The following is a 22,544-nucleotide window of genomic DNA, read 5'->3' as shown; positions in this document are numbered from 1 at the left end:
ACAATTTTCATTATATATTGAGTAAATTATTCGATGCTACTAACGATTATCATGATATGGTTAGGGGTAACAATATCAACGAAAAACCCCATGTAAGAAGCATCAGGTTTGCAAACAAATACAGATCACAGTATGCCACATACAACAACGGCAATTCTATGGTCATACCCAAACCTGGTGAAAATAGGTCTAACTGGAATCCGTTGGGAGAATCTGCACTTCAAACATTCGTATCAACGGAAATTGAAGAAGAGAAATTCAAAGACCTCTACGGCAGAGAGTTCAAAAAACAACTCTATGATATGTTTGCCAATGACTATGTTGCACAGGAAGCAACGCTTATCAGGTCATGGTCAGGATTTGCCAACCAGATTGAAGGAAAATTAGTGCCCAGAATAGACAAAGACTACGAATCAGAAGAGGCATTAAATTCTGCATTAGATGATGTAATGAAAGAGCAGGAACGAAAGAAATTACTCGAATACATAGAACAGGTTATCAGGATAACTGGATTTCGTTACTATCAGCAAGACCTTACACAACAGGCATCTGTAGGTGGCAGGGCTGCTATATTCTTAGAAACATTTGAAGATGAGAACAACGAATACAAGTTTCCGAAAGGAACACCCGCAATAATCAAACCACTTCACTGGTCATTTCTTGACCAGGTAAGAGTGAATACAGGTGACTGGGGTTTCCAGTCCGTCAGATACACTGATATGGAAAGGTCGATGGATCCAGAACGCAAATTCATACCTGCAAGTAAACTGGTCTATGTTACCAAAAATGACAACATGGTAATGCCAAACAACCTGTTCTACGGTATGTCAGATTACCATTCTATACTCAAACTATCACAGATTGTAAGGCGTTGTGAAGAAGTTGACCTTCCAGAGATAGTAGCATCATACTGGGCACAACCAGGTATTCTGAAATTCAACAACATGAATACGGATGAAATTGACCAGTTCATGGACTCGTTAGGTCCAGGTCTGCTGCGTGGATTTAACTCTAAAGTAGATTATCAACCAGTTCCGCTAAAACACGATGGATATTTCATAATGCAATTACTGGGTCAGATGATAGAGCACATGCTGATGAAACTGCGTGTGCCACAGTTCTTATTCTCATTTTCAGGAAAGTCAACATCCCGTTCAGAAGTCGAAATACAGATGAATGTATTCCGTGATGTAGTCCTGGCTTCTGACAGATGGTGGCTAGAACGACACTTATCAGACCAGTTCTACGACCATCTGATAGCGTTGCATCTGGGAGAAGAGTTTGTAAAAGACCCAAAGAAACTCAAAGTAAGATATGCTCATTCGTATATGCCACTGTCATTTGAGGACATTCTGGCTAAAGCAAACTCGCTAGAATTACTATCAAGACGTGCATTTATCGACAGATATGAGGGTAGAAAGATTATCGGATTACCCCCGCACAACAAGAACTTAGACAAATACTACAACGAAATAGGTCAGCTAAAAGACCTCTCACCAGTAGAAAAGATACAGCAAAAACACCAGGAAGAACAGGCAGAAAAACGCATGGAATCATTTGGCGGTGGAAAACAGACCAAATTCCAACAGTTCGGAGAAAAACAAAGTCAGGGACAGAAGGGATTTCAACCACCATCACAGAGGACTAATTCAAAGGTAGTGGCTTCTGTTGGTGCAGGGCGTGGTAACAAGACATGAGTTGGAAAGATACAGCAATAACTAATCCAGGAACCTCAGTAAAATATGGTGCTGATGACCTTGAAATGGTTATGCGTATGTTCAATGGTGTTACTACAGGAGTTAATACAGTTACAATAAAATCCACAAGCAAATGGGGATTCTGGGATAATGTTCTATATTTCAGAAATCAAGCAGATAGCAAAAACACAACAATAAGAGGTCAATCAAATGTTCCTGCAACAGATGTTACATTAGCGTTACCACCTACTACTACAAATGATACACTTACAGCAATAGGAATAACCAATATATTTTCTGCTTCACAGCGATTCGATGCAGGTGCGATACTAAAACAGCAATCAACCCCTGCAAACCCTGCTTCAACATTTCATCACTTTTATGCTGCTTCAAATGGACATCTGATAAGACGTAACAGTTCAGGTGTAGAAGTTGATTACGATACTCTGATAGCAGGATTGCCATCAGGACTCACCAAACAAATACAGTATAACAATGCAGGTGTATTCGCTGCTGAGGCAGGATTTGAATATGATGCAGCAGTCAACGAAGCAACAATACCAGGTCTAACAGTAACAGAAAACTTAATCCTCAATAATACGATTTCACCACCACAAATTACTGCATCACAGAGTAACTATAATCCAACAGGACTTGCAACCGCAACAACTCTCAGATTAACCTCAGATTCATCAAGAGATATTCATGGAATTGTAGCACAACCCAGCGGAACTGTGTTATTCATTCATAATGTAGGTTCGTTTAATATTGTCCTAAAAGACGAATCAGCATCATCAACAACAACAAACAGATTCGCACTTCCTGGTGATCTTACTTTAATACCAGATAACTCTGCGATGATAAAATATGATGGAACCACAGGAAGATGGAGATTAGTAGCAAGTGATACTGTTCCTGTAGGAGTAGCAGCACTGGCATCATCCAATACTTTCACACAGGACCAAACAATAGAAGAAAATCAAGAACAACTTCTTAGAATAAGAAGATTAAGCAATGCCGTTAGTGATGATATTGCTTTCGCATTTCAAGCGTTAGATTCAGGCAGTAATGTAACAACCTATGCCGAAGTAGAAAGCAGAATATCTGATGCTACAGATACAATAGAAACTGGCACTCTTAGATTCAATGTAAGAATGGCTAATATTTTCAACTGTGTTGGTGAGTTTGATGCAAATGGAAAATTCAGATGTGGTGGTCTTAATCGTAGGGTTATACTTGATGAAACTGGATTATCATCATCACGCACATACACATTTCCAAATGTTACTACATTGCTAGCAGGTGTAAGCACTCCTAATGTATTTATCGAAGAACAACAAATTGAAGAAACCAATGCATTAATTCTCAAACTTTATAGAAAGAGCACTGCAACATTTCAAGGGTCAGAAATATGGTTTGACCATAATAATACTACACCTGCACAAGTTAACAGTGGTAACATAAGAATGGAACTTGAAGATAATACAGCAGGTTCAGAGGATGCAGTATTTTCTGTAGCAACAAAAAGAGCAGGAGTTTTAAATAAAAATTTAATGATTAATGGATGGGGAGTTTTACGTGTTGGACCTGATGAAAGTAATGCAGGGGGTGTTACTAGAAATGTAAGCAGAAGTAATGCAGGAACTGTAATTAGTAACACTACATCAGAAGGAACATTATTCACTCAAAACATTCTAGGTAACACAATGGGTGCTAATGGGATATTGCATCTGAGATTAACGGGATTTCTAAGACAGGACCAAGCAACATCAACTATATATACAATCAGAGTGAAATGGGGTGGAACCACACAATATCAGGAAGATACACAAACTATTGCACAACAATCCAATTGGCTTCCTTATATTCTTGAAATATATCTTTACAATATGAATGCTACAAACATACAGGGAATGGTAGGTTCATGGAAAGTAAATGATGGTGCTAGTGCAACTACAGGTATTGGTGATGCAGGAGATGATGAAGGAATGATAAATGCTGTTATAGCAGGAACATCTGCTAATCTTAACAAGGATACTACAGCGAATCAAACATTCGCAGTTACGATACAACATTCGGTAGCAAGTTCTCTCGTACAAACATACGTCGATATGTCATGGTTGGAGATTAATCCATCTTAGGTGATTGGTTGAATGGCATTAACAAAAGCACAGGTCATAACATTTCTGGGTAATAAGAAAAACATAACACCACATGGTAGTATAAAGTATTATACCATAGGTGCATTGAAAATCCTAGTAGAAAAAGATATTATAACAGTAGCCGATATAGTAGCAGAGTTTCCAGAGTTAGCATAAGATGACAACAGAACCAGAAGATAATAAAAAAGAAGAGAATAAAGAAGAGGACCCAAAAGACAAGAAGATTGCAGAATTAGAAACAAGAATAAAGAAACTTGAAATCATAAACAATACGCTTGCTGGATTCATGCTTAATATAGCAACAGACATGCTTCTGATGTCAAGGAACGCAGGAAAAGAAATGTCAACATAGTTATAAAATTTTTTGATTCAGCACCGTCTTTGTGGAAAGTCAGGTTATCTCAGGATATGAACAAGACGGTGATATTTTTGTTACAGTGGTTCTTGCTGATGGTGATGTTAAGGGCAAGAACGGATTAGGATATAGATCAAAGTTACTTGAAGAATGGCATAAGGCAGGTGCATGGATAGGCAGAGTCCAGAATTCCCATCCATCGAGAAACCATCCATTAGTATACGAACCAAAGCCAGTAAAATTACTTGCGTTAGGTGAATCTGCTGTTCCGCAACTGGCAGAATATTATCAAAGAAAATCAGCAAAGTGGGCATTCGGAACTTACATCAAGACCAAACTTGTTGATTTGAAAAATGGTTCAAAGAGACTGTTAGGATTATTTAGAATCGATAGTGAGGGTGCAAGACAAGCCTGGCGTGAAGGGAAATTCCCTAAATTTAATTCAATGTCATCTTTGAATTATAAATTTGACAAAGATGGATTTGTAGAAAAGGGTATACCAGTTGGTTCTACAAGTGTAGAAATTCCTGCATACGGTGAAGATGTGGGCAAGATTCACAACCAATGTGTTGGTGGACCCGACAAATGTGTTCATGAGTTTGATACCAAATTAGGTGAATCATCTGCTGATTGCGAATATTGCCGATATACTGTGCTTACTTCTTACAAAAATAATTTTAGTTCTCATAGTAGCGTAAAGCTCTCAGAATCATCAATGGTAGACAGTAATGATGGTTCTCAGTCTCAATCTACTGGTGAAGAGCAGAAACCAACTGGCATAGAATCAGAAGGCAAAGTAGTCGATGATTCAGTCAGAATAAAAGGTGACGATACGGAAGAAACTAAACCAGAAGAAGAGAAAATAGACTGGAAAACCAAATTTGAAGAATCAGAAAAAGCACGCAAGAAACTTTTGAAAGATTCTGAGGAATATAAAACAGACACAAATCAAAAACTAGAAAAGATAATCAAGGAAAAATTAGAATCAAAGATTCGAGTAGTATTAGAGAAGATTCCTTTATTTGCTTTTGATAATAAGGAAGAGAACAGAGAAGCCGAAGTAAAAGCCTTTATGAAATTCTATCCTAGATTAACAGAAGAAGAGATAGTAGAACAGGCAACTGCGAAATATATGTTAGCACCAAAGATGAAGGCAGCCGTTGAGAAAGCCAAACTGGGTGAATCAGGTATTACCAATGATGGTAAACTAATTGCGGATAGCAATAACCAATCAAACAGTAATATACTGAATTTAGATGAGGTGTTCGGCTAGTGCCAGCACCACAAAATCAAACAGGAGACATTGAACTAATAGGTTCAATCATTCCTGTTTCAGTCCAGGTTGATGCTACAACCGCTGTTATAAACGGTGGAGATGTAGTTCACATGATAGAAGCCACTGATAACTGGGAAACATGTCCAACATCAGGATTAGGACCATTTGCAGTTGCTACCGTATATGGTAAAGCAGTTAACGCTTCACCATCAAAGGTAGAAATTTGGAGAGGTCCAGGTGTCTATGTATATGTCAAAGCAGGTGCGACAATTCCACCAAACAATCTAGTTGCTTCTTCTGCTGCAACAGCGGGCAGAGTAGATGCATTTGTTGAAGGAACAACAGCAGTAACTCGAAAAGTGGGAAGGTATCATGCAAAGGGTAACGTCAGTCCAATACAGGGTGACGGTGTAACAGCAACGACAACTGCCTCAGCAGGAGATTTGATTCTCATAGAGTTATTTGAGTAGGAGATAGATATACAATGAGAGATTATACCCCAACAAACAAACTGGTTGACCTACCTTACAAATACACACCAATGGATTCACTCTCTGAGACTTACAAAGAGACACCTGAATCTGTTCTGTGGATTAGTGAAGTAGACAAGACCATTACGAAAGGAGAAGAACAACTATCAGTTGGATACAAACCAACATTCAAAGAAGTCATTGTCAATTACGGAGAATACAACAGACAAAAGCAGTTACTAAAAGAAGGCAAGATTACTGACTATAAAGGAACAGCAGGAGTTCACCCACAATGGTATGACGATTTCGTCATGGTCCAAAATGCGTGGAACACCAAAGGCAAACAGGGAGTAGTCGAACTAGGAGAATCTGGTATGCTCACTGGTGCCGACTTTGCTACTGTAAAATCTGCCGTTGTTGCTCTAAAGACAACCTCAACACCAATCCGAAATCATATCTTGACAGACCCATCGATGGTTACAAGAATCCAATCAGACAGACTGGACTTGAAAATCGATGACTATGTAGGATATGATGCGATCAACGAAGAACTCGGTGTATGGAATATTCCTGTATCAGGAAAGGGTGGTTTCACAAGCCAGACTGTAAGCCAGAAGAAATACGGATGGCATTTACAGTGGAGTGAAGACTTTACCATGCAGGTCTACGACATCGATGTAATGCAATATCATGTCAATGCATTAAAAGGACAGATGGAAACTGTTATGGCAAAGAAAGTTGCTGCACAGTTCAACGCACTATCTGCAACCACACTAGCATCATGGTCAGCATTCACAGCAGGTCTTTCAAACAGGAACGCAAAGATTGATGTCAAGAACATTGCCAAAGTAGTAGATTCGTCACTCAGAGGAAGTCCACAAAGGATTGTCTCTAACAGAGATGTCTATGATGTATTCCAATCAAATACAGCAGTAGCACCAGGTGGCGTAGGTTCACAAGCAGGAGTCAACTATTCATTTGGTAACGCACTCATCAGGGGAGTAGGCGGATTCGATTCAATAATATGGGGAGTAGATGACCTGATAACGACAGACAGGTTCACAGTTTATGACCCACTCGGAATCATATTCGTAGACGGTCCACAGCGAACTGCACAATACGAAGACACAAGACAAGGCATCAGAGGAACAATCTTCAAAAGATGGTTCGTCAGCAAGATAGTAGACACATCAGTGTTCAACACTGGTAATACTATCCTCTAATCTTTTCTTTTTTATTTTTATTTTTATCTAAAAGTTTAAATCTAAAGTGTAAGCACATTTTATAAGATGTCATATCGTTTCGTTCCAGAACAAACTTCTTTTGATTTTCCACCCAGAGTAAAGGACATTGCCGATGAATTTGCAAGACACGGATTTGAATACAGACTCGACCAGGATAACGACATGGAATCATGGAAAGAGATGGGCTTTGAAAAGAGAGCAAAAGAAAGACCAGAAACAGTAAAGAAAGAAATCATTTGCGTTTACCGCATAAGAGATGAATCAACAGACAAAGAATACATGATTTACAAGGTAAAGAAATCCGCAGCAGGTGGTGATTCTATCGCAGTATGGATGGGCAAGAAACCCAGATTCGATGTGGTTCCTGTTGTTGATGGCAGCGGTGCAGTAATCAACAAACGTATTACAAGATGGAATATGGTCTACACAATCGAATGGTCACTCAAGGCATTCGATGATATTATGAAAGACTCTGATAAGAAAAACACCAGGCTGTATATTGCAGATGCATCGGAAGAATACCACACAAACTGGACAGGCACATCTATCATGATAAAGGATAGCAAGAAATTCAGAGAACTTTCTCATGAAGAATTAATCATGTATGATGAGAATCTAAAGGTAGAGAACCAGGCTAAACTTCCCAAATTCAAATAATAATGCTTACTTTAATTACATAGTTATTTCAACTAGGACTGTATACAGTAAGTAACTGAAAATATTTGGACCCATTAACAATAGTAGGCATCGTAGGTTCACCTGTAATTAGTGCTGTTGGAATCTATGTCCTGGTCAGACATAACAGTAAGCAAGATAGAAAAGATAATGAAACAAAAACCGAAGCACAGAGAGCAAAGATTTCATCAGAGATAAAAGAAGAAGCAGAAAATCTCGAAAAAAATATTAATGAAAAGTTCAACGGTATGTGCGGTTTACTAACTATTAATAAAGAAAATTTTGATCATCATGTAAGGATGTCAGAAAAAGATATGCAATCAGTTGCCGATGACATTAAAGCAATTCAGGGTAAACTTGTTGACATAAGTGAGAAGACGGTTCTTAATACGCATGATATACCAGAATTAAAAACAGGATTAGAGGCTGTCAAGAAAATGGTGTATGGTCTTGACATGGTTGCTAGCCTGGGATTGAAAAAAGAAGAATGAGTCAAAAAGAAGATAGAAAATATCTGTATATCAGTCTTATAATAATAGTGATACTGGCATTTAGTATCCCAATTTTATCTTATATCACAGTTAGGAACAGTGAAATAATTTTTCATGTTTATGATACATCAAACGATACAAAGGAAATTATAGAACGTGTTGATATAGCAGCAAATGAAACTCATAGACAAGCAGAAGTGGCTAAAAATCAGTCAATGAGCAATAGCAAACAGATAGCAGCATTGAACAGAACTTTTGTTGATTCTATACAGGATAGAAACATGGCATTCAATGAAACATTTGAAAAGTTCAATGAACTGGGAAACCAAACAAAGATAATTGCAGAAATATCAGCAGTAAATATTACCAATGAAGAAAAGAGAATAGAGGCAGTAAACAATATCACAAGCACATTACATGCAGACCATCTAATGTTAGAGAAGAAAATTGATGCATTCTGTGATGTATTGAAAAATGCTACACTGCTGAATACCTGTTGAATCTTATAATAATGTGCTTACAAAAATTATTATGGTAAGCACAAGTAATCTCATTTTAATAATCTGTGTGATATATTTGATACCGTCTTTGTTAACAGTGATTCCAGTATCACTGCATATTGCATTCGGTCAGGCAAAGCAACCAGACATTCCTGCCAATCCTGCTGTAACAAAAATACAGGCTAACAGTCTTTCCACAGATAACCTGAGATTACAGGAACAGAAAGGATGGTTATATGTAGAACCGCCACCAAATTCTAATGTTGCCAGTGCTCAGAACTTAGGCAGTGTTGACCCAGGTAGCATAATGGGATATGTTGCCACTGGTCTTGCTGCATTCAACTCATGGCAAAATAAGAAGCAGGGAGATGTTCAGAAAGCACAGGGTTCAGTTCAAGTTAAACAGGCAACAGTGCAGAAAGAATCTTTGAAACTACAGTATGATACAATGGGTGCAGAAAAGGCAAATGCGATAAACAATAGACCAGAAATAAAACTTGAAAATGTTGATAAACTTGAGCAGAAAGCAATAGACACGAATGCGAAAGCATGATGAATATGTAGAATGGTCAGACCTCTCACTCAAAGAAATCTATCGACTATACAAATGATGATTCTCTAATGGTCAAGACACTGAGTGTGGCTAATGTCAACAGTATTGACAAACGCAATAATCGGCATAATCATAGGCGGATTAGCAAGTGCATTCGGTGCATTCATGGGATGGATTTCATCTAATGATCCATTCATAGCAAGAAAATTTGTTACTGGAATTTTAACTGGAACTGTAGCAGGTATCCTGGTTGGATTCGGTAGTGCACCAGTATTTGCAGAAATCGAAAGTGATTTGGCATTGCTGATTGTATACGGTGAAATATTCGGAACTGCATTAGCAGCAACATTCCTGGTTCCTAAAATCTCACATGCAATCAACACAAGAGTCACTGGCACAGCAGATACAGAAGCACACCCAATAAACCCGCCTTCCTAATTTTTTTAGATAGTTTTATTATCTTTCAAGTAGTAGGTATCGATATGAAACCAAAGCACATGGACAACGTGGATATGAGTTTCGTAGCAGGAGAAGAAGTAAAAACAGAAACACAGAAGCCAAAGGCAACAGAAACATTTGAAAGAGATGGCACTAAAATTTATGAAGAAAGAGAAGACGGCATGACAGTATTCTTTGATAAGGATGGAAAAGAACTTCCCGCATCAACAGTAGAAAATCTAGCAATAGGTTATCCGCCTATCCCAGATATAACCGACAACGGTGCAGAGAAGAAGGGAGATTTGCAAACAAGATATGTAAAACAGGAAAACATTCCTGGTGGTGTAAAGTCTACTGATTGTGAAGAGGGAGATTGCGACATGGTAATACTGAGACAGGACTATGAAGATGGTAACGCTGTCATCCAGACCATACCAAAGAAACTTCATAACGTAGTGAAATTTTTAAGAGGTGAATATAGTGGCAAAGAAGAAGAGTAAAAAAGGACCGAAACCAGGCGTAAGAAAGGTAGCGATGGGCGGAAAGAAAGCAGGTTGGTAAAAGGTTAGGTGGAAGCATCCACCAACCATGTTACCATCTTGAAGACAATAACAGTGTGATGCCAGTCAGTCTGTTCTGGTTCTGGAACATTTCCACCACCAATAAGATACAGATGTTTGATATACCTGTTACCGCCTACAACTATTCCCGTTCTGCAATTTTGTTTTATAACTCGTTTTATGTAACGTCTCATTTTCCATCTAGCCATACCTGCTGTAGTTGAATGAATCGATGCATCACGTTCCCAGATATGACAGTTCATGTAAAACTCATCCTGAGTATATCTGTCTGCCAGGTCTGGTGAGAAATCCTCATTATCAATTTCTTCAATCTTTATGACATAACGTTCTGTTGTGTTAATATCTGGTTCATATCCAAAATTTATTTCTGCTTTTGGAACACCTGATACAGTATCATCCCATATAGCCATTAGAAAATTAGTAAACAGGACTTCTGGATCATCAGGAATATCTGGAAGAAGCGAACCGCTTCCACTAACACCATACGACATTAAAAGTCAGTCCTGGGTGATGAATACGGTAATGCATCTGGATTCAATGCAGGTGTTCTATAACCTCTTGCTACTGATGTTTGAGATTCACCTGGTGCAGAAGGCACTGATGCCATTGACTGATTATCGTTTATCGCACCGCATAATGATTTTGCTCTGTTGAATAATTCCTGTGATTTGTTATCAGGGTCACGCCACATTGATTTTACCATTGATGCAGCAAATAACGCTTCAATTATTTTTGCCTGGTTCCATGCAGCATCAGTGCTTACCCAATTCTTTTTGTTTGTATGAAGTGATAACATATCATGTCCGTATTCCATTGCCTCATCCATTTGTAAATCACTGAATTCTGTTGTCTTTGGATGACCGCCTAATTTTCTTGCTAGTGCAGGATCACCAATATAATCTACCATAGAAAAATGATTCACTGATAATGATTTGATAACTATTTAGTTCCTAATTGGCTGACATCGTGTTTTTGATTCATACATGAGCTATGAAGTTTCAACGATACAAGACTGGACTCGTCAAGTTCAATCAATGGAAGAAACAGTAAAAGGAACAACTAACACTAACGGCACATTCCTAAACATTGGAATCGGAACAAAGATTACAGAAGGTATTCCAATGGTGCATGAAGAAATTCCACTTCTGGGTCTTGAAGACAGATATGATGATTCATTACTGGAAGAGCACAACACCGTTACCTTATCATGGTTACTCATCGACACAAGATTTCTGAGATATTGCACTGAGGCAGCAGCAGGTGCAGGATCAATCAACAGAGGTAATTCTTTGCTGAGAAGTCAAAAGATAAACGATATTGCTAACAGCAAAGTCTACAAAGGTTGTGTGTGTGATAGGGCAACGATCAACCTTGATAAAATGGTAAACGTATCTGCAACATTCAAAGCAATGTCATCAACTGACTGGATGACACAGGCTGCACTTGATACTGCAATAGGTGCAACAACAGTATATGCACCTGCAATGACAACAACTCCCTGGACTCACCTTACATCAGGTGTATCACAACCGTTTACATACGGTGGTTCAGCAAGAGATATTGAGAAAGGAACAATTGAAGTATCAAGAAACGCAATGGAAGTAATGCCATTAGGTTCTAAACTCCCACGAACAATCAGATCAGGATTCAGACGTATTGCATTCAACTTTGATACATGGGTAAAAGACTCTGCATTAATCGGTGATGTAAAGAACATGACATCAAGAACAATCACCATGCAGTTGTTTACTACACCTGTCACTATCACACTGGGTGATTGCAGATTCAATTCCTATACAACTGATGCTGATGCAGGAACGGGAGACATCTTCAAAGAAACCCTAGTAGGAACAGCAAAAACAATTACAGTAACCGCACTAACTGTCGCCTCTTAGTTAGCGACACCCTACACTTTTTATATTTCAGTTCTATTCACATGACTATTGGATGCTAAGAAGGTAGACAAGAAAGAAACAATATCCACATTCGTTGATGATATTAAAACTCAAGACCAGTTAACAACAGAACTGGGTCCAGGTGTAGAGAAACAACCAAAGTTACCAGAAGAACCTGTCCTACAAACAATCAAACTTGATTTATCAGGGGCACTTGATGTAGCTGACCTTACCAAAGTAATCATTGACAAACTGGACATTGATCAGGCAAACAAATCAATGGACAGGTATGATGATTATCAGGGCATTGCAAAAAAGATATGGCGTATCAAAGAATCAGCAAGTGATGATTTTGAAATCAGTCTGAGAAAAGGAATCAAGGATAAAGGTAAATGGAAGTGGGAAAGAGATAAAGGAAGACTTCAATATGAGAAGAAAAGGTTTTACTATGAACCCGTAACACGACAGGAAAAAGAAGAGCATATAAAATTACTCAAGGAAAAAGAATCAGCAAATATGGACCTGATAATCGAGACACAAAAGATAAACAAACTCATAAGAAACATGAATACAGACGAGCAGGAAAAATATCTCAAGAAAAAAGAATGGCTAGAGATTTCTGACAAGTTTGGAAATGCACATTATAAATATTATTCAAATTTATTCCAGTCATACTACGGTGCAACTGATGAGGATATAGAACGAATCAATTTCGATGACATCATAAACTACGTAGAGATAGCCCTTTACAAAGAAGGAATCCGTTCCCCCCAATAAGAAGAACCCTCAAAAGATGGATTTGGGGGTTATCCTTACCAAACCAAGTTCCTGAAAGGGTATACTGGTATTGCAAGATGATAAACATGTATATCGTTTATGACAAATTCCCCTGGGAGTTAGGCTATCCGCCATACGCAGAATTCGATAACCTGTTTCCATTTATCATAAAGGAACTGCACAAGAAAGAAGAGCATCAACGCAAGACAGAACAGGATTTCAATGAGCAGAAAAATAGTAGATAATAGATTGTAAGTATAATTTTGTTTCATGTCAATGAGGCTTACTACAAGTGCCAGAGGCATAAACGAAGTTATCACCAAATTCAAAAACGCCCAGGGCAACTTTGAAGCATGGCGTATTGTAGAGATAATTAGATACTGTTTACAGCATGTGGTTGATGAGGCAAGAGGAAGAGCACCAGTAAGGACAGGTGCACTGCGTGATTCAATAGACCATATAATGTTATCAGAGAATTTTCCCATGATTGTTGGTGAAGCATTTGTAGGTGCACCTTATGGTGCAGCAGTTGAATACGGATATGTTGCAGCAAACGGAACAAAGGTTAAAGGTGCAAATTACTTTATGCCCGCAGCAATGCGTTCTCGAAAGATGTTCAGTGATATGATAAAACAATACATCAAAGCAACAGTTGATGGTGTTGCATATACCCCCCCCTCATCGGGAAGGGGGGGGTCAAAAAGGTTCAAGAAGTTCCAGTTCAAACAGGAAGTAGGTGGAAAGACAAGATACAAATATGGACCTAAAAGGGGAACAGTAGGAAGACAGTTCTCAACATTGAAACCCAGTTCCAGAAAGAAACCATCAACGAGATTCGCAAGCAGATACGGTGGCGGTGCATCAATTATTCGTGGATAGTTAATACTAACATCTTATTAGCATCTGGTTTCATCCCTTGTCCGCTAACAATACAGTTTCTATACAGTTAGTTCTACAAGGGAGTCCCGAAGTTGTTAACCAAATAAAATCTGTTCTTATGGGATTCAACCAGTTAAAGGTAGGTCTTGACGGTGCGAAACAATCAATGTCGGGGGGTTTTCGCTTAGATGGTTTGCAGGGTCTACAGGCAGCAATCGGAACTACCGAACAACAGACCAATAAATTTCGTTCAACATTATCAAAGATAGGCGGTGAAATATCCAAGAACGGTTCAGCGTTTTCTGTTGCTGCTGCATCAGTCTGGGGTGTTTACAACGCTTATGATTCTTTAACCAAAGTGCAAATCAGGGCAAGTCAATCAATAACCAGAGTCTCATCACTTACTACGACACTTGCTACACTGGAAAACAGACTGGCAGAAGCCAGAGATAAAGGAAACCTCTCGGCTGAGGAAATGGCTATACTTGAGCAAAGGATTACTGATACAAAGAGCAAACTCGCAGTAGCACAGGAACGTTCTGCTGACTTGCAGGGAGATGTAAATGAGGCGTGGGGACAGTTTGCATCACAGGTAGGACCGCAGGCAATAGCTGCTACTGGTTCTATGGCACAGGTAGTAACAACAATGAGAGGAAGTCTTACTGGTATTATACCCAGGATAAAAGAGTTCTTTGGTGGAATGTCTTCTATTGCGGGTTCATCGGCTGCTGCTGCAACATCAGTCACCCCTCTGGGTGGAATATTTCAAGCAACAGGAAATGGTGCACAGATAGGTGCTACTGGTATCCGTGCAATGTCAGGTGCAATAAAAGGTCTCTTAATAGGAACTGGTATAGGTGCTGTCCTTGTTGCAATAGGATTACTCACAGAAGGATTCGGTCTTCTTACAGAAGCAACAGGGGAAACATCAAAACAATTAACAGACGAATTTGGCAAGATGGGGGAAGGACCAAAAACATATCAGACTATGGTATCAGACCATCTTTCCAAAGCAAATGAAATAGTTCAGGCACATGCAGAAGTAGTAAAAAAATCCAGCCAGGAACAGACTTCTGCATACGTCAAGAGTGTAGAAGAACAACTGGTAGCAGACAGAGCAGTTCAAGAAATGATGACAAATAAAACTAAACTGCATTTGGATACAGCAAAAACCAGATTACAGCAACTTAAAACAGAAGAAGAAGGAATGATAAAGTTTGGTGTAGTATGGCAGGAACAAAATAGAAAAATCGAAGCACAACAAAATTCGGTAAACGCTTTAGATTCTTCATATAAAACATACAATTCAACATTAGGTCAGATTGATTCAACACTTGTTACTGTAGGTCAAAGATACACTTACCTTAAAGAACAGGAACAGGCAATAGCACAGAATCAGGATTTATTACGTAACAATTTAGGTAATGTAGTCGTTCAATGGGATAACACTGTAGAAAGTATGAAGAAAGCAGTAGATGCAACAATAAAACAGGAAGCAGCAACAATAAGGGCTACTGGTTCATACGAAGATGCAATAGGACCACTAGAAGCATGGGCTAAATCTACATTCGGTCAGGCAGGTAATCTTGATTTACAGGCAGCAGCAGTATCCTATGTTCGTGACAAAGTAAAAGAACTGTTACCAGACCAGGAGAAACTAACAAAGGCACAAGAAAAATCCGATAAAACTATGGATACAATTATAGACAAAATGGCTGATCTCGCAGTGAGATATGGAGTAGATGTTCCAGTTGCAATAGCAACAAGTGTAGAAGCAGTAGATGATTATGGTAAAGCACTTGAAAGAAATCAGAAAGCATTAGATGAATGGAAGGATAAACTATCGTTCCTCAATGATATTTCAGGTGCAGAAAAAGCATTCAAATTAGAATTCGATATTGACAAGGAAGCAAGAGATTTCGTTAAAGATTTACCAAAAGATACCAGGAAGAAACTGAAACTAATCATAGATACACAATCTGATTGGCAGGGAGTCAAGAGTATATTTGAAATCATTGCACCATCCATATTCAAAGGAGTTGTGCAACGCAATGAAAGAGGCGAAGTTATTTCAGCAACAGTAGAGATACACCCAGAACTTGACAATGAAGACAGTATTGGTGATATTGCAGACACAATGATTGAAACAATCAGAGACCACTTTGGAAAAGCAGCAAACAAAGAACCAATATCATCAATCATTGAACAACTTGAAGGTGCAGATACAGCAGCAGAACTTCAAGCAGCATTCCAAAAATGGAATATATATCTTGAAGATATTGTATTTGAAGACCCATCAGCAGTAGCATCAGCATGGGCGGGAAAAGCAACAAGTGCGGTAACTACTAAATTTAGTAATTTAGGTCCACTGGGTGATGCAATACTGAATCCCAAAGGAAAAGGGGGAACCACAGTAAATCAAGGTGGTAAACTTGTTAATGTTCCAAATGAACCAGGCGGTAACGGTGAAACTGCTGCACAGATAGCAGACCAGACAGCATTACAGGCTGCATTACAAAAGACACAGACTGCACTTGCTAATTTATCAAATGAAGGAACAAAGTCACTTGCTGCACTGGCTAAGGCATCGAGTGCAGCGATGAACGGTATTTCGGGTAATCTCAAAGTTGGTGAGGTCGCTGCACAGAAAATACAGACAGGACTTGCAAATCTATCTAATGAAGGCGTAAAATCTCTGGCAGCATTAGCAAAAGCATCAAGTGCAGCAATGAATGGAACAAGAAACAATCTGAGTGTAGGTGAAGTTGCTGCACAAAAATTGCAGAAAGGTCTTGCCAACCTGGCAATACAGGGTTCAAATTCACTGCGTATGCTAGCACAAGCATCAAGCACTCACATGAATGGATTTAGAAACAATCTCAAGGTAGGTGAAACAGCAGCAAGAAGATTACAGTCAGCAATAGATGATTTGAAGAGTAAGAGTATAACAGTAACAACAACTTATGTAACAAAGAAGGTTAATGCTCAGCATGGATTTCATGGTGTGGTAGCAAGTCCTACTAACTTTACTGTCGGTGAAGGATTCAAACCAGAACTTGTAAGCGTTACACCGCTTTCTCCTGGTGCATCATTACCACAATCAACAGGTGTGGAAATACAGTCAGGATCAGTTAATCAGGTTATAACAAGAAATAAAGGCAGAGGTGTAAGTGGAAGTTCAGGTCCAACGTTTCTAAGAATAGAGATGCCAGTATATCTATATCCAGGCGGTGATATGCTGCGTAAAGAAATAAGAGAAATTCCGCTTGAAGATACAGGGAGATTCATGACAGCATGAGCACATTGCTATCAACAGCAGAAGAATACCTGGACCCAACAAAGTTCAAACTCATTATCAAGACACCAGATGAATCTCAAACAACATATACATTTGATTCATTTGATTTATCCAGTCCACCATTTGACCTTACAAGCATTGATGTTAATGCAGGTATAGGTCAGACTGGAAACTTTTCTTTTACCATTGATGATACCAAAGATAGAATAATTGGTGATACAATAGAATGCGGATCTATAGCCATAATACAGGCAGCAAAAAAACAAGCAGACTACAAGAATATAATGTATGGAATAGTGGATGATGTTACTGATGATTATCCAAGTGGTAACAGACTGATATACAAATTCTCAGGTCTGGGTATTGGCGTAATACTTAATTATACATTTCTTAATTTTGTAAAGAGTGCAAATAAAGAAGATATTGTATTACCAGAGACAATAATAAATGATCCTGAATTCCGTATTGATAATCTTGCATTAGAATTATTTCAATCAACTTCTGTATTACCAATAGTAAATTCACCCACACTGCAACAGAGAGGTGGATACAATCTTGACAGTATTGCCAATACAATAAAAGTAATACTGCCTTCCATTAACAATCCATACTCAACTGCATCCACAATTCTTGAGAATTTTGCATCATCAAGCGGAACCGTATCTCATATCGATGCTAACAAAAATGTATACCTCAGACCGCCATACAAGGTTCACTCAGGAATTACAATAAGACAGTGGGAAACAGACCCGATAACAGGTCTGCCAACACGACTCAATGATTCTGCTGAGTTCACATCATACTATTTTGGCGGATGGTCTTCACGCAAGATGATGAGAGCAGATCAGGGATTTTTCAACAGGGTATATCTTACAATAAACACAGAGCAACTTTTATCCACGTCAACAGGACAGACCACGCCCAACTTTACATCTTTAGCAGTCAAAGATATTGGACAGCAATTCCTACCTGGCAGTGTAAAACTATTCAATGTATCACTTCTGTTATCAAAGTCAGGAACAGGTAGAAGCACAGTTGACGATTCATATAATCTCACTGGTGTGCAAGGACTTATCTGCGAAGATAACGGTTCTGATAGACCATCATCAAAGGTAATTGCTACATTCAATATTCCATACGACCAGATAAACACATCACCTACTGCTGTATACAAAATAGACCTTCAATACAACGTATCAAGCATTGATCAGAATAAACTACACTGGATAATACTTTTCAAACGTGGTGAAAGTGAAGATAGCACAATACAATGGTATCATGATTCTGATTTTACAACTGAGTCTACTGATGAACTGCCACGATATTCTGGAACAAAAAAACCGTTTACAGAACAACCACTTCCACAATCAGAAGATTTCGCAGCAGGATGGGGAACTAATTCCAGAGGTCCAGTATACCGTCATTCATTCTTTGTTACTAATAAAACCACAATGGAAGTATCAGACCCAATATCCATTAAAAAATATACACCAAATAGACCAGTAGAGATAAGAGTTAATGCACCCTGGATAACAGATGTCAGGACTGGCTTTAAGTATGCAAATACGTTGTTGCAATATGGGGCTAAACTCAAAAGAATCTATGAGAAAAAGCAGTTATCAATTCCTACAAAGGGATTTTCACCTCTTGAACTCGTAAACATAGTATATCCACCCGCAGGGATTGACAAAAATTCAAATCTCATGGCAGAAATAAACAATGTTCACTGGAATGCAAACGCATACAATCAGGAGAATCCATTTGGTTCATATTTTGTCGATTTGACAGCAGTTGGTTACATGAATCATTATCAAAATAAGGTAAGGGAGTCACTGGTATGCACGCAGTAACTTTTGATAATGTTGATGTAAGCGGTATTGAACGTGCAGTTCTATGGGATTATAAAACAGATTCCATATCAGTTATTAACTATATTAAAACACTGCGTGATTTAGAATATGAAATACGTTACTGTAGAGGGAGATACCCAGAGGAATACCGCAGACTCAAATTAATAAAACATAATATGATGGATGACTATGAGAGCAAAATAGATAGAATATGGAATGACCAAAAGACAGGGACATATTTCAGAAAGGGAGAAAAGTTTGAACCTCACCAGGTAGTCAACAAATTTGAACCACATGCAGAAAAGAATCATAACTTAAACATGTGGGATGGGATAACTGGATATACAGAATTCATAAGCGGTGAATCTACTGATTATTTCAGATACATGGGTGCGGGCACTGGAACCACAACACCCACATTCGCTGATCCTTCACTTGAAGAGGAAGTAGTGCGTGTTGATATTCTTGTTTCTGGTGATCTTAATTCTGATGGTATAGTGCTCAAGAGCACTGCTGCATTTCCACCTGCTATTCCTGATAGTGATATAACAGAATTTGCTTCATTTGATAAACCTACTGGCGGAAGGATGGAATACCGTGTAGTAATAGAAACACCTTTGTTCCATAAAAAGGATATTACATTTGTCCAGGCATCACACTCTACTGTATTTCAGGCGGTGCAGAATGAAGAATGAGTTATAACTGGGCGTTAATAAGAGGTGGAAGTGCTAATCCATCCAGTCTGAAATACACAGCACTTATGAACAAACAGACACTTGCAGAAAATGAATTGTTCAAACCAGAAAGACAGGAACCTCAGATAATATCAACTCATACTGAGGATTTAGTCCTTATTCAAGACCCATTCATGTTTACAAAACTAAAACCAGTAACGTTGATATACAAAGGACCATTTGAACCTGACGGAGTGCATCTAAAACTATGGTGCAAATTTAACCATATTGCAAAGGAGATGAGAGATATGGCATTTTCTGTAAATTTAGAGGATTATCCGTATCTTCCAGGACTTGTTCTAAAACCACATGGTAATCCAAAATTGTGTGAGGGTCCTGACTTTGATGGTATCAAAGGTGGCAGTATTGTAACTAAAATAAACAGTAATCCTAACATCATTGATTATTACACGATAAGTAATCCTGCATCAATGAATTTTGGTATTCAACCATCCTTTGATTTGAATCATGTTGGAATTTCAATATTTTTCAGGTTCATGCTTGAAGGTGAACCAGTTCAAGATAATGGTGTAGACCCTACATTATGGTATCATGCTGAGGAACTAACCACTTTTGGAAGTATGATAAGAATAGGAACAAACAGGGAATTGAAATTCTTTATAAAAAAATCAGGAAGCACATTTAATTTTATTTCACCAAACAATGCTGTTGTTCCTAATGTATGGACCACTGCATGTTTGACATACAAGTTCTCTGATAACGCAATGACTATGACAATAAACAATGTTCCACAGACTGACTCTGCGGATGAAACTCCAACATTTGATCATGTTGATAACAATGTAGTAATAGGTGCATCACAGTATCCGTTTAATGCAGGTAGATTTGTCGGAAGACTTGATGATGTAAGATGGTATAGTAATTTAATATTCAATCGTGACCATGAAACAAACATCTGGAATAATGGTCGAAGTATATGTGCTGCATCTGTATTATCATTTGATGGTGTTAATGATTACATTGACCTACTAGCAGATACAGGTCTGTGGTCAAGGTCATTAGATAAATTCAGTTTTTCAATATGGATTAATCCCACTACTATTCATGATATTAATTATAGAAACATCATGGCTATTGGAGATGGAAATGATGAAGTTTATCTTTCATATAATAGTCCAACCCAATTGGAATTAGGTGTTAGTAAAGATGCATACGTAACAGCAGGTTATGCTACAACAACACTAGCCAACACTACTAACAAATGGCATAATATTATTGGAACCTATGATAAAACATTAGGGTCAAACAATCTAAAATTATATCATAATGGTGCTTTAGTGAGTCAGGCTAATTATGCTTTCACACTAGCGATTGCATCAACAGCAAAAATGTTATTAGGAAGATATGAATTTGATGCACCTTCATCTTTTCAATATAAAGGTGCAATGAAAGATTTCAGATGGTGGTATAATACAGAACTCACACAAGCACAGGTTATCGCAGTCAGAGATAACAGAACAGATGCACCTCTTCCATCTTATTGGTTAAAAATGGGAGAAGGAAATGGCAATCCAACTGATTTTATTACAAGAACGAAAGTAGGAACGCTTACAAACGGTGCATTGTGGACTATAGGTTCTAGCCCACATCCTATTGGATTTGGTTCTCTTTCGGTAGTAGGATATGCTAGATTTAATGAGAATGTGTATGCTGGCGGTTATGATAGCACAGGATTTGATTCAACAGGATTTGATACAACATAAATGAGTAATTTAGGACCGAGATGGCAGGATGATGAAAACTATTCTCCTGCGAGAATGGATGCAAAAACAATTTTTAGAGATACGGGAACCAATATAGTAGCAACAGCAACAACAAGGCAGTTAGGTCTTGTATGTCCTACTGATACTTCTGGGGGACTGATAAAAAATGTCCTCTATTATGTAGATTATGATTCAAGTTTCAATAGACTGGGATTTGAACCAGTATTTCGTAAACATTTGCACAATGCTACTACTGCCGAAGCAGGTGGAAGATTACTTGATATTGAATTTGCAAACCTGAGTAATGTTGGAAGAATAGAAATGGTTTCATTAAGGGATCTTGATGGATGGGATATAGAAACAGGAAGCGGTGGAACTGCTGTATATGACGATACTATTCCTGCACATAAATTTGAAACTGGTGTAACCACTGGTGCATACGCAGGTGGATGTATTAAATCAGGACTTGATTTTGCATTTGATGATAATCTAGCATTTCAATTCGGTCTTGATACTAATGCAAATTCTAATCTTGTCATAAGAGTTGGTCTTAATGTAGATAATACTAATCAGACTCCCAATACAGCAATACGGAAAATTGGTATAGAAGGCTGTGATGGACATGGAGTTAATTGGGTTCTAATTAATGGTAATGGTAATTCTGGTAGTCAGATAGTTACAGCAACAACAATGCCATTATCAACAACATTCATTAATGCATACGCATTATTCCATATACCTGCAACAGAAAATAGAGTTTACAAAAATGGAATATCTAATGCGGTATCAACAACAAATATTGCATCAGATGGCGATACCGATAAAACAAGAGTAATGCGTGCAAGTATAAAACTAGCAGTAGGAACAACTACAAAGAAACTGTGGATTTCATATTATCAAATAGTTGGCAACATTGCAGGGAACCTCATAAACATAGTGTAGTAG

General features: G+C 38.2%; 23 protein-coding genes. 21 read left to right on the top strand and 2 right to left on the bottom strand.

The features are described 5' to 3' along the window. The first annotated feature begins 56 nt into the window (after positions 1-56). The 13 genes from ACLQ7H_RS14695 (at position 57) to ACLQ7H_RS14635 (ending at position 10,361) form a co-directional block, all read left to right on the top strand. The gene (locus ACLQ7H_RS14695) at positions 57-1,697 is read left to right on the top strand and encodes a hypothetical protein (RefSeq protein ID WP_411753314.1); all 1,641 of its coding nucleotides are present in this window, start codon (positions 57-59) and stop codon (positions 1,695-1,697) included. Beyond that, a complete protein-coding gene (locus tag ACLQ7H_RS14690; RefSeq protein WP_411753313.1) occupies positions 1,694-3,838 on the top strand; it encodes a hypothetical protein in 2,145 nt (714 codons plus the stop codon). Before ACLQ7H_RS14695 ends, ACLQ7H_RS14690 begins: the two co-directional genes overlap by 4 nt. Positions 3,839-3,850: 12 nt before the next feature. Further along, positions 3,851-4,015 carry a hypothetical protein gene (locus ACLQ7H_RS14685; protein WP_411753312.1) on the top strand — a complete coding sequence of 55 codons (165 nt, stop codon included), beginning with the start codon at positions 3,851-3,853 and terminating at the stop codon, positions 4,013-4,015. 1 nt (position 4,016) lies between these two features. Beyond that, positions 4,017-4,211 (top strand): hypothetical protein, encoded by a 195-nt coding sequence (locus ACLQ7H_RS14680; protein WP_411753311.1) that lies wholly within the window; start codon positions 4,017-4,019, stop codon positions 4,209-4,211. A 31-nt stretch (positions 4,212-4,242) separates the two neighbouring features. After that, positions 4,243-5,487: a hypothetical protein gene (locus tag ACLQ7H_RS14675; protein WP_411753310.1), complete on the top strand. Its 1,245-nt coding sequence runs from the start codon at positions 4,243-4,245 to the stop codon at positions 5,485-5,487. After that, positions 5,487-5,960, top strand: a complete 474-nt coding sequence (locus ACLQ7H_RS14670; protein WP_411753309.1) for a hypothetical protein — start codon at positions 5,487-5,489, stop codon at positions 5,958-5,960. Before ACLQ7H_RS14675 ends, ACLQ7H_RS14670 begins: the two co-directional genes overlap by 1 nt. 14 nt (positions 5,961-5,974) lie before the next feature. Then, a complete protein-coding gene (locus ACLQ7H_RS14665; RefSeq protein WP_411753308.1) occupies positions 5,975-7,183 on the top strand; it encodes a hypothetical protein in 1,209 nt (402 codons plus the stop codon). 66 nt (positions 7,184-7,249) lie between these two features. Beyond that, complete coding sequence (locus tag ACLQ7H_RS14660; RefSeq protein ID WP_411753307.1) at positions 7,250-7,861, top strand: hypothetical protein; 612 nt, start codon at positions 7,250-7,252, stop codon at positions 7,859-7,861. Positions 7,862-7,926: 65 nt separating this feature from the next. Then, positions 7,927-8,370, top strand: a complete 444-nt coding sequence (locus tag ACLQ7H_RS14655) for a hypothetical protein (RefSeq protein WP_411753306.1) — start codon at positions 7,927-7,929, stop codon at positions 8,368-8,370. Beyond that, positions 8,367-8,870, top strand: coding sequence for a hypothetical protein (locus ACLQ7H_RS14650; protein WP_411753305.1), 504 nt, complete (start codon positions 8,367-8,369; stop codon positions 8,868-8,870). The genes ACLQ7H_RS14655 and ACLQ7H_RS14650 overlap by 4 nt, the downstream gene beginning before the upstream one ends. 88 nt (positions 8,871-8,958) lie before the next feature. Then, positions 8,959-9,423, top strand: coding sequence for a hypothetical protein (locus tag ACLQ7H_RS14645; protein WP_411753304.1), 465 nt, complete (start codon positions 8,959-8,961; stop codon positions 9,421-9,423). Positions 9,424-9,516: 93 nt separating this feature from the next. After that, positions 9,517-9,861: a hypothetical protein gene (locus tag ACLQ7H_RS14640; RefSeq protein WP_411753303.1), complete on the top strand. Its 345-nt coding sequence runs from the start codon at positions 9,517-9,519 to the stop codon at positions 9,859-9,861. Positions 9,862-9,905: 44 nt separating this feature from the next. Then, positions 9,906-10,361, top strand: coding sequence for a hypothetical protein (locus ACLQ7H_RS14635; protein WP_411753302.1), 456 nt, complete (start codon positions 9,906-9,908; stop codon positions 10,359-10,361). Positions 10,362-10,426: 65 nt separating this feature from the next. Here ACLQ7H_RS14635 and ACLQ7H_RS14630 read toward each other — a convergent pair whose 3' ends face one another. Then, a complete protein-coding gene (locus ACLQ7H_RS14630; protein WP_411753301.1) occupies positions 10,427-10,933 on the bottom strand; it encodes a hypothetical protein in 507 nt (168 codons plus the stop codon). Beyond that, the gene (locus ACLQ7H_RS14625) at positions 10,933-11,349 is read right to left on the bottom strand and encodes a hypothetical protein (RefSeq protein ID WP_411753300.1); all 417 of its coding nucleotides are present in this window, start codon (positions 11,347-11,349) and stop codon (positions 10,933-10,935) included. The genes ACLQ7H_RS14630 and ACLQ7H_RS14625 overlap by 1 nt, the downstream gene beginning before the upstream one ends. A 76-nt stretch (positions 11,350-11,425) precedes the next feature. Between ACLQ7H_RS14625 and ACLQ7H_RS14620 the strand changes: the two genes are divergently transcribed. From ACLQ7H_RS14620 to ACLQ7H_RS14585, 8 genes are all read left to right on the top strand, one after another. Further along, complete coding sequence (locus ACLQ7H_RS14620) at positions 11,426-12,337, top strand: hypothetical protein (protein WP_411753299.1); 912 nt, start codon at positions 11,426-11,428, stop codon at positions 12,335-12,337. Between the two features lie 48 nt (positions 12,338-12,385). Beyond that, the gene (locus ACLQ7H_RS14615; RefSeq protein ID WP_411753298.1) at positions 12,386-13,114 is read left to right on the top strand and encodes a hypothetical protein; all 729 of its coding nucleotides are present in this window, start codon (positions 12,386-12,388) and stop codon (positions 13,112-13,114) included. Positions 13,115-13,384: 270 nt separating this feature from the next. Beyond that, positions 13,385-13,993, top strand: coding sequence for a hypothetical protein (locus ACLQ7H_RS14610; protein WP_411753297.1), 609 nt, complete (start codon positions 13,385-13,387; stop codon positions 13,991-13,993). Positions 13,994-14,030: 37 nt separating this feature from the next. Further along, positions 14,031-17,291: a hypothetical protein gene (locus ACLQ7H_RS14605; RefSeq protein ID WP_411753296.1), complete on the top strand. Its 3,261-nt coding sequence runs from the start codon at positions 14,031-14,033 to the stop codon at positions 17,289-17,291. Beyond that, positions 17,288-19,141 (top strand): hypothetical protein, encoded by a 1,854-nt coding sequence (locus ACLQ7H_RS14600; protein ID WP_411753295.1) that lies wholly within the window; start codon positions 17,288-17,290, stop codon positions 19,139-19,141. Before ACLQ7H_RS14605 ends, ACLQ7H_RS14600 begins: the two co-directional genes overlap by 4 nt. After that, positions 19,129-19,836, top strand: coding sequence for a hypothetical protein (locus tag ACLQ7H_RS14595; protein ID WP_411753294.1), 708 nt, complete (start codon positions 19,129-19,131; stop codon positions 19,834-19,836). Before ACLQ7H_RS14600 ends, ACLQ7H_RS14595 begins: the two co-directional genes overlap by 13 nt. After that, entirely contained in the window at positions 19,833-21,599 is a 1,767-nt protein-coding gene (locus ACLQ7H_RS14590) for a LamG-like jellyroll fold domain-containing protein (protein WP_411753293.1), read from the top strand. Before ACLQ7H_RS14595 ends, ACLQ7H_RS14590 begins: the two co-directional genes overlap by 4 nt. Further along, on the top strand, positions 21,600-22,541 hold the full coding sequence (locus ACLQ7H_RS14585) for a hypothetical protein (RefSeq protein ID WP_411753292.1): 942 nt from the start codon (positions 21,600-21,602) through the stop codon (positions 22,539-22,541). The last annotated feature ends 3 nt before the right edge of the window (positions 22,542-22,544 follow it).

It is taken from the genome of Serratia sp. (in: enterobacteria) (assembly GCF_046715635.1).
In the GTDB taxonomy this organism is placed as follows: domain Bacteria; phylum Pseudomonadota; class Gammaproteobacteria; order Enterobacterales; family Enterobacteriaceae; genus Chania.
This window is presented reverse-complemented; position numbering and strand designations above follow the sequence as displayed.